Origin of the sequence: Vibrio sp. nBUS_14 (assembly GCF_051201655.1) — a bacterium.
Taxonomy (GTDB): domain Bacteria; phylum Pseudomonadota; class Gammaproteobacteria; order Enterobacterales; family Vibrionaceae; genus Vibrio.
Window position 1 is genome coordinate 217,531 of the sequence record NZ_CP179206.1, and the last position, 12,315, is coordinate 229,845.

General features: G+C 40.7%; 12 protein-coding genes. 6 read left to right on the forward strand and 6 right to left on the reverse strand.

The annotated features are described in order from the left end of the window. Positions 1–72 precede the first annotated feature (72 nt). Complete coding sequence (coaD, locus tag ACMAZD_RS01015) at positions 73–555, reverse strand: pantetheine-phosphate adenylyltransferase (RefSeq protein WP_435248233.1); 483 nt, start codon at positions 553–555, stop codon at positions 73–75. Position 556: 1 nt separating this feature from the next. Then, positions 557–1,621 (reverse strand): glycosyltransferase family 9 protein, encoded by a 1,065-nt coding sequence (locus tag ACMAZD_RS01020; RefSeq protein ID WP_435248234.1) that lies wholly within the window; start codon positions 1,619–1,621, stop codon positions 557–559. Positions 1,622–1,716: 95 nt separating this feature from the next. On the opposite strand from ACMAZD_RS01020, the gene ACMAZD_RS01025 reads away from it, so the two are divergent. Then, on the forward strand, positions 1,717–2,430 hold the full coding sequence (locus tag ACMAZD_RS01025) for a 3-deoxy-D-manno-octulosonic acid kinase (RefSeq protein ID WP_435248235.1): 714 nt from the start codon (positions 1,717–1,719) through the stop codon (positions 2,428–2,430). A gap of 90 nt (positions 2,431–2,520) precedes the next feature. On the opposite strand, the gene waaA is transcribed toward ACMAZD_RS01025, so the two are convergent. Continuing rightward, positions 2,521–3,783 (reverse strand): lipid IV(A) 3-deoxy-D-manno-octulosonic acid transferase, encoded by a 1,263-nt coding sequence (waaA, locus tag ACMAZD_RS01030; RefSeq protein WP_435248236.1) that lies wholly within the window; start codon positions 3,781–3,783, stop codon positions 2,521–2,523. Between the two features lie 132 nt (positions 3,784–3,915). Here waaA and ACMAZD_RS01035 point away from each other — a divergent pair, with 132 nt between their 5' ends. The 5 genes from ACMAZD_RS01035 to ACMAZD_RS01055 are packed head-to-tail and all read left to right on the forward strand — an operon-like array spanning position 3,916 to position 8,996. Beyond that, positions 3,916–4,947: a CDP-glycerol glycerophosphotransferase family protein gene (locus ACMAZD_RS01035; RefSeq protein ID WP_435249310.1), complete on the forward strand. Its 1,032-nt coding sequence runs from the start codon at positions 3,916–3,918 to the stop codon at positions 4,945–4,947. 9 nt (positions 4,948–4,956) lie between these two features. Continuing rightward, positions 4,957–5,748, forward strand: a complete 792-nt coding sequence (locus tag ACMAZD_RS01040) for a glycosyltransferase family 2 protein (RefSeq protein WP_435248237.1) — start codon at positions 4,957–4,959, stop codon at positions 5,746–5,748. A gap of 10 nt (positions 5,749–5,758) precedes the next feature. After that, a complete protein-coding gene (locus tag ACMAZD_RS01045; protein ID WP_435248238.1) occupies positions 5,759–6,838 on the forward strand; it encodes a glycosyltransferase family 4 protein in 1,080 nt (359 codons plus the stop codon). Between the two features lie 2 nt (positions 6,839–6,840). Continuing rightward, a complete protein-coding gene (locus ACMAZD_RS01050) occupies positions 6,841–7,890 on the forward strand; it encodes a glycosyltransferase family 52 (protein WP_435248239.1) in 1,050 nt (349 codons plus the stop codon). Further along, a complete protein-coding gene (locus ACMAZD_RS01055) occupies positions 7,887–8,996 on the forward strand; it encodes a glycosyltransferase (RefSeq protein ID WP_435248240.1) in 1,110 nt (369 codons plus the stop codon). Before ACMAZD_RS01050 ends, ACMAZD_RS01055 begins: the two co-directional genes overlap by 4 nt. On the opposite strand, the gene ACMAZD_RS01060 is transcribed toward ACMAZD_RS01055, so the two are convergent. The 3 genes from ACMAZD_RS01060 to rfaD all read right to left on the reverse strand — a co-directional run bounded on the left by ACMAZD_RS01060 (position 8,929) and on the right by rfaD (position 12,173). Beyond that, positions 8,929–10,128, reverse strand: coding sequence for an O-antigen ligase family protein (locus ACMAZD_RS01060; protein ID WP_435248241.1), 1,200 nt, complete (start codon positions 10,126–10,128; stop codon positions 8,929–8,931). The two genes, ACMAZD_RS01055 and ACMAZD_RS01060, sit on opposite strands and share 68 nt — an antisense overlap. 8 nt (positions 10,129–10,136) lie before the next feature. Continuing rightward, a complete protein-coding gene (gene lpxM, locus ACMAZD_RS01065) occupies positions 10,137–11,090 on the reverse strand; it encodes a lauroyl-Kdo(2)-lipid IV(A) myristoyltransferase (RefSeq protein ID WP_435248242.1) in 954 nt (317 codons plus the stop codon). Between the two features lie 141 nt (positions 11,091–11,231). Further along, complete coding sequence (gene rfaD, locus ACMAZD_RS01070; protein WP_435248243.1) at positions 11,232–12,173, reverse strand: ADP-glyceromanno-heptose 6-epimerase; 942 nt, start codon at positions 12,171–12,173, stop codon at positions 11,232–11,234. Positions 12,174–12,315 lie beyond the last annotated feature (142 nt).

Consider the following 12,315-nt stretch of genomic DNA (forward strand, 5'->3'; position numbering starts at 1 on the left):
GTTTTTAGTTTGCTATTAAATCTACTAAAACATGCGTTCAATGAACGCATATTATTTTTGGTTCTTGGAGGATTAGTTAGTCGTTTTGAGCTTAATTTCATCTGCCACCCTTTGTGGTACAAACTGACTTATATCCCCACCATGGATAGCCACTTCACGAACAATTGTCGAAGATAGGAAGGCATACTCTTCCGAAGGGGTTAGGAACACGCTTTCAAGGCCGGGTAGGAGCTTGCGATACATGCTAGTGAGACCGAATTCGTACTCAAAGTCCATGGTTGTTCTTAAGCCCCGCACCAATACGTCAGCTTTCTGTTCTTTGGCAAAATCGACAAGTAAACCAGAAAAGCCTTCAACAGATACGTTAGGTAAATGAGACACAGCATCGCGTAAAAGCTCTACTCGTTCATCTAACTTAAACATGGTTTTTTTGCTTGGGCTCGCGGCGACACCGACGGTGATATGATCAAACATGCTTGCTGCACGGACGATAATATCGAGATGACCGTTGGTTACCGGATCGAAAGTGCCTGGGTAGATAACGTGTGTGGTCATATTAGCTGTCCTTGCTTGATGTTTTAATAGAGTTTAATACTTTGTCGAGTTGCTGTTTGACCATGTCGACAGTTATGTCTTTCATAAGATCATCGCCTTTGGCACGGGTTCCCCATGGAAGGTCTTTCACTGGCTTACCTTGTTGCGCCTCTACATGCTGTTGATAAACACTTGCTACGATATCGAGATCGTTGTAAGGGCCTGTTCTTCGAGGATCACTGTGTGCGTACAAGCCGATTACAGGCGTTGACTGCGTGGTTGCCAAGTGGGCTGGGCCAGTATCTGGTGCCAATACCACCGTTGCATGTTTCAGTACGGCAGTCAGTTGCTTCAAGTTCGTTTTGCCAATCAAGTTATTGATTGGTGGCTGGCATAATGTTTCGATATCGTTACCCAGGTTAACTTCTCTTGGTACCGGAGAACCACATAACACTACTTGCATGCCTTGTTCGACAGCATAATCGGCAATAGCGGCATATCGATCAGTTAACCAGTTACGTGAATCTTTGCTTGCTGCAGGGGAGATAACCAAGGTCGGTTTGTCTGCCATAGTATCAATGGCTAGTTGCTCATCTTCCGGTGTTAAAGGAATATCCCATTGAGGTTTATCGAAGGGCACACCAATGTAGCGAGCAAACTCGGCAAAGTTATCTAATACATGAAACTTGTCTGAAATAGGCAGATGGCGATCAGTAAAGAGTGACTGCATTTCACGAGTACGGTTTTTGCCAAACCCTACCTTACATTTCGCCTTTATTCCCCAGGAAAGTACACTGGCTCTGAGTGCGGCTTGCATGTGTAGCAGCGCATCAAATTTACGATCTGACAATTTGCGCCATAGTTCACGCATTCCTTTGAAGCCTTGTTTCTTATCGAAAACAATCACTTCAATACCCGGCAGGTCGCCGATCAGCATGGCTTCTATTTTCCCGGTTATCCAAGTGATTTTCGTTTCAGGCCACTGCTTCTGGATGGCTTGAACCACCGAAATAGCATGACAAACATCGCCAATCGCGGAGAGGCGAAGTATGCAAAGAGATTGAGGTGCAGTTGAGAACAGTGGCATAAAGAGTCCGAAAAATTGAATAACATCAGAATTATGCAGATACTCGCATTAGTTGTAAAATAGCAATGACGAAAAGCGACCCAAAGGCCTCATAGATGGAAACGATTAGTACTAAGAACCAAACAATTTGGTATAACCCTGAGCTTCTGAGTCAGGTGCCAGAGGATGATATCGTTCAGATTTTTGAAGCTGAATACTGGCAGCAACGTGAGGCTATTTCAGGCAGTGCTCAAGGACGTGGTACCACATGGTTCATTCAGCTTGATGGGATACAAGCTGCATTGCGTCATTATCGACGTGGCGGGTTGTTTGGGAAGCTAATCGAAGACCAATATCATTTCTCTGATTGGGAAGGTACGCGCTGTGCGATGGAAGTTAATGTTTTAAATGTACTGGCTAACGCTGGTGTAAATGTCCCGCGACCTATCGCCGCTAGAGCGACGAAAAGTGGACGACTTTATCGAGCAGACTTAATGTCTGAACGAATTCCCAACGCCAAGGATCTGGTTGATGTCTTGGTCAATGGCCCGATAGATGCGGATGTTTATCGTCGAATTGGCCAAGAGATACGCAAGATGCACGATGCAGGGGTGAATCATACCGATCTCAATATTCATAATATCTTGCTTGATGATTCGCAAAAGGTGTGGATTATTGACTTTGATAAGTGTGGTCAGCAAGCGGGTGATGACTGGAAAGAAGGCAACTTGAATCGCTTAAAGCGCTCGTTCTTGAAAGAAGTGAACAAGCGCCAGATTCAATGGCAAGAATCGGATTGGGAACTGTTATTGCAAGGCTACCAAGGTTAATCGCTGTCAGTTTAGAGTGGTGACTAGCTAAGAATGGCTATTAGTTAAGAGTGATGACTAGTTAATAATAGCCATTAGCTAAGAAGGCCATTAATTAAGAATGTATGCCAAAGTTTTATCCAACGCCCCTCTGTTTTGCTCAATCACTTGAAAAGCCGCTAAGCCTTTTTCTTTACGTAATTTGGGGTGTGTGAGCAGCGCTCTAAGTTGGTCTGCAATTTCATTACTGTTGTGACAAATAGTGACGGCATTGGCTTCCAGTAGCTTGTCAGTGATCTCGCTGAAGTTAAAATAACTAGGGCCGTTGAGTAAAGGTAACTGTAGTGCTGCCGGCTCTAGAAGATTGTGGCCACCTACCTTATCGCCCACAAGGCTTCCTCCCATAAAGCACACATCAGATCCGCCGAGCAATACCAACATTTCTCCCATCGTATCCGCAATATACACTTCAACATCAGAGGTGATGGGTTGCTGACTCGTTCGAGTGATGGTGTTGAATTGGTGTTGTTTAGCCAATCCCGTCACTTGATTAAATCTCTCTGGATGACGAGGCACAATCATCAGTAAGGTCTTAGAGTTGTCTTTAAGGAGCTGTTGATGAGCGTCTAAGATAAGTTCATCTTCGCCTTGATGAGTGCTGGCTGCTATCCACACACAGCGTTCAAAGCCAATTTGTTCACGTAACGCTTTGCCTTTTGATGCTTGTTCAGCTGAAACTTCAATATCAAACTTGATCGACCCAGTCACATGCACAGATGCTTTATCTAACCCTAATCGTACAAAACGCTCAGCATCACTTGGGTATTGGCAAAGTACTTGAGAGAGGTTTTTAGCTAGAAGGTTAAAGACGGTTTGGAATGTAGCATAGCGCCGGCATGAGCGTTCAGACAGGCGAGCGTTGAGTACCGAAATAGGGATGCCAGCTTTCGCGACGCAGTGCAGTGTGTTTGGCCATAATTCGGTTTCCATGATTAGCATCTGTTTAGGCTGAACAGTCTTCAAGAAACCCCGAACACACCAAGAAAAATCAATCGGCATGTAGCGATACTCGACCAAATCACCAAGCTTGTCTATCTGTTCAGCACCCGTGCTGGTTGTGGTGGTAACAATGATGGCTTGATTTGGATCTCGCAGCTTCAATTGTTTAATGATCGGTATTGCAGCAATAGATTCACCAACCGACACAGCATGAATCCAGATAGGATTCTTACCTTGAGTTTGCGGCGTGATGCCGAAATGTTCTTTCCAACGCTGACCAAAACTGGGTTTTCCTGGTTTGCTCTTATAAAGCCCATACAGCAGTAGCGGAGAGGCTAATGACAATATGAGAGTATAGAAAAGTCGTATAAGCATAAGAACAGTGACACCAAAAGGTAAAATCAGTATCGAGAAGAGTATTTTCTTCAATCTCGAAAGTAAAGAGCGTTATAATTAAATGCTTAGTTGCAATTTCAAACGGACATGGTGAATTTTATCTCATCGCTTATGCAAACCGATCAAACCTATCGTTTCTTGCTCTACGTCGAGCAAAACTATTCATTTGCTATTCTTCGCCCATTCTATGATTACGCGAAGCAACTCGGCCATGAGGTTAAGTGGTTGCTTGTTGGTGAAGATGCTTCTGAACACCTTTTACTGGATCAAGAGCAGAGCGTCTCTTTAGTTGAAGCTGTCTCCTTTAACCCTTTAGCTGTTTTAGTGCCCGGTGATCGCGTTCCTGCGTTTATTCCAGGGTTGAAGGTGCAAGTGTTTCATGGTTTGAATGAGAGTAAACGAGGGAACTTATACCCTGAGCGTGGTCTATTTGATTTGTATTGCACTGAAGGACATGAAAGAACAAGCTCGCTTGAACCGCTAGCTAAGCAGCGCGGCTATTTTCAAGTCAAAGAGACCGGGTGGCTGAAGCTCGATAGCTTGTTGAATTATCAAGCTAGTGAGAACCGTCATGAGAGACCTCAAATTCTGTTCGCTTCCACTTTTTCGCCAAGCTTATCGTGTGCGGAATTGGTTTATGAAGAGCTTAAGCGCCTAAGCCAACAAAGCCAGTGGCAATGGTTAGTGACTCTTCATCCCAAAATGAATCAAGAGACGAGAACGAAATATCAGGCATTGGAAGGGGATAATCTTCTCTTTTTCGATAATGACCGAGTGATTGAAATGCAGCATCGTGCTGATGTTATGGTGTGTGACAACTCATCGATATTTCAGGAATTCTTGTTGCTCAATAAGCCTGTTGTTACGGTAAACAACCGAGATCCTCAAGCGAGCTTCATTAATATTGCTCAGGCTGAACAGTTAGAGTCGGCAATTAAGCAAGCAATGCTACCTGATGAAGACAGAGATAAAGCCATCGCTCATTACGGCCCGTCAATAACGCCATATTTAGATGGGCAATCGTCGGCTAGAGTTCTTAACGCTATTACTGATGTGCTAGAAAGCGACTGGCAAGATAACAAGCCAAAAAATTGGATTCGTAACTTTAAAATCCGTAAATCATTAAACTATTGGAAATTCTAGGGCTGAATAATGAGAAAACATACCCTGTCTGTCATTGTTATTACCAAGAATGAAGAAGACCGAATTGAAACTTGCCTTAAATCTGTGGTTGATATTGCCGATGAGCTGATTGTGTTAGACAGTGGGTCAACGGATGCAACCGTTGAGATATGCCATAAATACACAGACAACGTGACCATCACAGATTGGCCAGGCTTTGGTAAGCAAAAGCAACGAGCGCTAGATAAAGCGACATGTGATTGGGTGTTATCAATCGATGCGGATGAAGCTTTAGACCCAGAAATGAGCAAGGCTCTTGTTGAATTATTAAAACAAGATCAAATCAAACACACTGCTTACAAACTGCCTTGGGGAGTGACTCTCTATGGCACGACTCTAAAACATGGCCGCAGTGCTCGCGCAGTCTTAAGGTTGTTCAAGAAAGAAGGTTCTCGATATACGTTAGACGAGGTTCACGAGACAGTCGTTCCTGAGCAAGGCTCGACAGGGATATTGAAGGGGTTTCTTCTTCATTACACCCATCGTGATTATGGTCACGGCCTAGATAAAGCAGCGCAGTACGCTTGGCTTGGCTCGCAAAAGTACCATCGTAAAGGCAAGAAATCATATGGATTATTCTTGGCGCTATTACGAGCCATGTGGACGTTTTTCCTTGTCTATATCATTCGCCGTGGCTTTATGGATGGCAGTGTCGGCTTCATTATGGCGATGACTTACGCTCAAGTGAATTTCAATAAATATGTCGGTTTGTGGATTCTTGAAAACCGTTCAGATGACCGCTCAAAAGACCAAGCCAAATAGGAACTGAGAGATGAAGATTTTAGTTTGTGCATCTTACTTACATGCATGGAATAGTTTACGCCCTGAAGCTGCAATCTTTATTGAGCTTGCCCGTCAAGGTCACCAAGTCACTATCATGACCCAAGGTGAGTCTGAGCATGTCTCAAAGTTAGAAGAGTACGGTATTCGAGTCGTTGATGGTTATCCAAAGCGTAAAATTTGTTTTGATACCATTAAAAAGATTCGCCACGAGCTGAAAACGCATGATTACGACATCTGCTATGCTTTTAACTCAAAGACGATACCTAATGCGGCGTTTGCGTGTATTGGTTTTAACGTTAAGTTAGTCGTTTATCGAGGTACAACTGGCGGGTTATACCGACATGATCCTAGTGCTTATTTAACGCAACTTCACCCTCGTGTAGACGGTATAGTTTGTGTTTCTGAAGCGGTTCGACAAGATGTGGTTAAGCGTGTTTGGAAGAACAAAGATAACGTTGTTACCATATACAAAGGACACGAGTTGGATTGGTACAAGGTACCACCAACTGAGCGCTCTGAATTTGGTTTGAGTGAAGAAGATGTAGTTGCGATTACTGCAGCGCACGTAAGGCCAAGTAAGGGCATCTCTGTCTTACTTGAGGCGACCAAATACATTACTGCACCGAACTTCCATTTGATCTTAGCGGGCAGCGGCTACGAGCCTCATTTTGATGAGATGAAAGCAAGTCCTATGAGTGAGCGCATTCACTACATTGGTCATCGTACTGACATCCCTTCAATTATGTGTATGGCAGACTTTCAAGTTCAGCCATCGATCAGCGGAGAGGGCCTACCACGTACGATTGTCGAAGCGATGGCAAATGGCACAACCTCAGTAGTGACAACTACCGGTGGTGCTCCTGAACTCGTTGTAGAGGGTGAAACGGGTTATATTGTCCCTACGGGAGACGCTAAAGCGTTGGGTGAGGCTATGGACAAGCTCGCACAAGACAAGGCCAAGTGCACAGCCATGAGTGAAGCGGCTAAGAAGCGCCTAGATGAAAGCTTTAGTTCACGAGTGACAGTGAAGAAGCATCTGGAATTTTTTGATAGATTATTGAGTCACTAGTTATGAATTTGTACTTATGCTCTACATTACGGCATTTTCTCTTTGCCTTATTAAAGTCTTTAAAAGAGGTAGAGCAGGAAAGTAAAATAATAGTTGTTACGGATCAGCAGGGTCTTGAGTCTGAGAGTTTCGATTTATCTATCTTACCCAGTACCATCACGGTGAAATTTATAGGTAGAAAAAAACTTCTTGAAGAAATATATAGTGGCGGTGTAGGTATAATTCATAAATGCTTTGCCGTTGCGAATTATCAGAATGAGTTCTTCAAAAAAAGAACAGTCAATAAGCTATATGAAAATGAAATATTAAGTGAGAAATTCACAGACGAAAAAACTCGTTTATTTTTATTTAATGATCGTAACCGTCTTTCAAGGCTAATGCGTTTAGCTTTCCCCTTTTATGAAGTTATAGAAGATGGCTTGTCGAATTATACAGGTACTGAGCTAAGTCTTACTGATCGTTTTCTGTCTAATAAAAAAAATCGGCGTTACATTGGAGATGATCGACGTTGTAAGTTTATCCATTTACTAACTCCTGAATTGGCCCCTAGTCAAATTATAAAAAAAGTAAAAGGTATAGACTTCATCGACCCTAATAACGTCAATAGATTCTTGTATTCAATTTTTAAATTGGATAATTCAAATGTGGTGATCCCAGATGTGATAATTGCTACACAGCCTATTTCTATTGCTGGTATGAATAGTTCAGGAAAAGATATAGACGTTTATCGTGAAATGGTGGAACACCTTGAATCTAAAAAATTTGTGTATGCTTTTAAGGTCCACCCTAGAGAAAATGAAGGTAAGTATAAAAGTGCATTTCCGGCTTCAAAATTTATACAAAGCAAAATTCCACTGGAGTTGTTGGTATTCGCCTCTTCAAACTCACCGGTAGTCTTATCAGTATACTCTAGTGCTGGTATGGGCTTTGAAGGTTTTTGTCGTAGAGTGACCTTAATAACAGATGATGAAGCCGAGAGACAGGCTGATATTTATGATAAATGGAAACAAAGTCTTTTAGACTTAAATGAACGTTTAGAGGCAATATTTTGATAAAAAAGATGGTTTTTGTAATATCAGCTTTGCGTGGTGGCGGTGCCGAGAAATTTGTACTTAACCTTTACAAAGCAATGGAGAAATATCAAGGCTATGAATGTCATATTGTTTCGATAGAAAAAGCTGTTGAGCATAATATTGACGGATACAGAGTACATTTTGTTAGTGATTTTTGTAATGTATCAAAAAAAGGACTAAGGCGTCTTATATATAAAAAAAATGTGGCAAAATCTGTAGATAATTATATACGTAAGAATATCTCTCAAGATGCCTTTATACTGAGTAATATGTTACTTTCTGATAAAATAATGTCTGAGAGTAAATTAAACGTTCATCACGTAATACATAATTCCTATAAGACTGCCTTTTTGTCCGGTAAAGGGTTTTTGAAAAAAATTAAAATTAGACATAAGATTAACAGGTTGTACCGCAATCATCCGCTAGTGTTTGTTTCTCAAGCCGCAGAATCTGAGTATAATGATGAGTTTTATTCCCCATTTAATAACAAGATTATATATAATCCAACAGAGTTATCTGATCTTCAAAGATTGTCAAAATTAATAGTAGAAGATATAGAAGATAGATATCTTATTCATATTGGTCGATTTAATCGTCAAAAGCGTCATGATAGATTGATAAAAGCATTTTATAGAATTAAAAATAATGATATAAAATTATTACTTATTGGTAATGGGACATTAAAGCCAGAATCAGAAAGGTTGGTTAATGATTTGGGTATAGAAGATAGAGTTATTTTTAAAGGGTTTACAGAAAATCCATATCCTTATCTAAAGAAATCTGAAGGCTTAGTACTGAGCTCTGACTTTGAAGGGCTACCCACTGTATTGATCGAAGCGATTGCACTGAATACTCCAATCATTACCACTGATTGTAGTGGAGGGATTAGAGAGATTGTAGGAGATAATGAAAATGTTATCTCCCCATGTCATGATACAGAAAAATTATCTAGCATGATGGACTGTCTAATTCTTTCTCCAGATGAATTTCAATGCTCGTTCCCTACCAAGTTTTTGGCTAGTGAGGTTTCATCTCAGTATCATCATTTGCACTCTCTTCATTACAATTCAACAAGAGATAGATGAGTAGTAGAATCGGTAGCAATGAAAAAGGTTGGCTCATTGGTGTATCAGTCAAACATGCTAAGGCGATTAACATTGTTAATGTGTATATTAGAACTCTAGCTTTAGCTTTTTTACGTAAAGATATTATACATGGGATCAACTGAATCATTATTAATAGTGTAAAGCCTAGTATTCCAGTTTTCACTAGTTTATCTATATATTGGTTATGGTAATGTGTCGGAGAATACCTAGCTACAGCATCTGATACTTTACCTTCTTGATTTAGAGCTTTGAGTTCATCTGCATGAGAGTCACCTAATCCATAAATAGGACTAAGTGTGTACAATTGTTGGGCTGCTCTCCAGAATTGGAAGCGTAGCCCAATCGAAGAATCCATGTCACCATCTGACAATCTTTGGATTTCAACCAATGTAACTTCAGCCCTATTTTTTATAACATCAAATGAAGCTATAAAAATAACAGATAATGAAACGATAGAAACGATCAGATGTTTCACTATTATATTATTTTTATTTTTATTTTTAAAAAATAATATAATAAGAAAGGAAGATGTTATTATTAATGGGAATATAGCACCTCTAGTTTCGGTTATAAACACTCCTAGAACTAGTAATGTATAGCTAACTATCGATATTTTGCTCTTCTTGTACACACATAGATATAAAGCTATTATTGCATATAAAGTCAAGGTTATAGAGTAAGGTATTGGGTTGACATTTAGAATTCCTCTCTCGATATCTAACCCATATCGGTTGTAAGTCAATATCGAAAATGACACGCTTGCAGCAAGGAGTAGTAACCATTTTAGACTCTTAAAATTTACCATATCTTTAGGTAGTACTAAAAGATATAGCATAACTGCTAAGTAGCTCCTTAATTCACCAGATCCAAATCCAATGGTTTCATAAAATATCACATTAAATATAGAAGCTATAAAAATAGTTAGTATGTAAGGGTCTTTATAATTTCTCTTTATATTATCAAGTTTGTAATAGACAACAGCTACTATTACAGATATCAAAATAATTATAACTATGCTTTTATCAGCACCAGGGACTATTAGGAAGCCACTAAATAGCCATATTATTGGAAGTAATATAATACAATCTATGATTTTTTTTAGATTTGGCATATGGGCACTTATCTATAAGGGTTAATACTACTGTCAGGGCGAGTCTTAAGCAGTCTTAAGATCCACATATATTGTTCGGGGTTCTTACTCACATAATCTTCAATACATTGATTCATCATGCGTGCATCTTGCTCTTCGCTTCCTGTTGGGAATGGCAGGGCAGGGTAAAAATCCAACGTGTATTGACCAGTATTACTATCATATTGAGCAAACAAGGGAACAATTTTAGCTTTACTTAGTTTTGTTAGGCGACCAAGGCCTGAGATAGTTGCTTTTTGAGTCGCGAAGAAGTCAACGAAGACACTGTGCTCACGACCAAGATCTTCATCAGGTAGATAATAACCAAGGTACCCATCACGCACTGACTTGATGAAAGGCTTGATGCCTCCACTACGATCGTAAACGCGACCGCCGTATTGCACGCGCTGTCGGTGCATTAGCCAGTCACTGAGTTTGTTTTTTTGTGCTTTCGCCATCGCAGACACAGGTAAATTGCGCGATGCTAATAATACCGCTGGGATATCGATAGCCCATGTGTGCGGTACCAGCAAGATCACATTTTCGCCACTGTCTGTAATATCGGTTAGGTTGCTCAAGCCGTTTATCGAGGTGTTATTCTCTAGCCAAGTTTTACTCTTTAGTGTCAGTGAAGCAAATCCCATCAAAAACGAGATGGAAGTAACGTATGACTGATAAAGGGTTTCTTCGCGCTGTTCTACCGATTGTTCTGGGAAACACATCTCAAGGTTCACACGAGCTCGGCGGTTAGCCTTGTTCTTGATTTTTACAGCTTGCTTAGCCATAAACTTAGCGAGTGCTAAACGAATGCTATTAGGTAAGAAGCAGACTAAAGACGATAACAGAACAGCAATCCAAGTGCCCCAGTATTTAGGTGCTAGAAATCCCCATTCAAACTCAGGATTGTAAGCTTTTGGATCAAAATCATTACGTTGTTTGGCCATTCGTTCACTACATTATTTAAATCAGAGAGTTAACTTTATATCGGTCACTCGGGGAATGATTATGTTTACTAGATTTTCCAATAATGCACCCCAAAAAGTAGGATGCACTATTAGTCTTAATCTGAAATATAAAGTTTATAACTATGCGCTTGCGATCTTCATGTACTCAGCGACACCATCTGCCACTGTTCTAAACTCGATATCGCAACCTGCATTACGAAGCTTAGTTAAGTCAGCTTGAGTGAATTCTTGGTAAGCACCTTTTAAATGCTTAGGAAAAGGGATCGTTTCGATTTCGCCTTTACCATGGTGTTTGATGACTGCCTTGGCGACTTCTTCAAACGACTCAGCATTGCCAGTACCTAGATTAAAGAGGCCAGATACCCCATTCTCTAAGAACCACAAGTTAACAGCCGCTACATCACCCACATACACAAAATCACGCTTAAAGGTTTCGCTACCTGCGAACAATTTCGGGTTTTCACCGGCATTCATTTGGTTGTTTAGGTGGAAAGCGACAGAGGCCATGCTGCCTTTGTGTTGCTCGCGTGGACCATAAACATTGAAGTAACGAAACCCTACGATTTGCGAAAGCGTTTCGTTGTGTGCTGCTGCATCCGCGGTTAAGCGGCGAACGTAGTTATCAAATTGTTGTTTTGAATAGCCGTAGACATTCAATGCACCTTCGTACTCTCGCTCTTCAATGAAAGTGTCGGTTTCACCGTAAGTCGCAGCTGAAGAGGCATACAAGAAAGGGATTTCACGCTCAACACTGTAATGAAGTAGCTCTTTTGAGTATTCATAGTTGTTGAGCATCATGTATTTGCCATCCCACTCAGTGGTAGCAGAGCATGCCCCTTCATGGAAAACAGCTTCAATATGACCAAAATCATCACCGGCCATGACTTGAGTTAGGAAGTCATCACGATCCATGTAATCAGTGATGTCTAGGTCTACAAGGTTCTTAAATTTCTTACCATCTTTTAAGTTGTCGACGACTAGAATATCGTTGTGGCCAGCTTCATTGAGCGCCTTAACAATATTGCTGCCAATCATGCCAGCACCACCAGTTACGATAATCATAATTTTCTAACTCTTTTGAATACAAAACTATCACGAGTATAGCAAGGAATGGATAAGGCGGGCTAGTGGAATAATTCCCCAACCAGAGTATGATACTGCAAGCTAAGTTATAAATTTCGTTGAGTTAATCACTCAAATATAT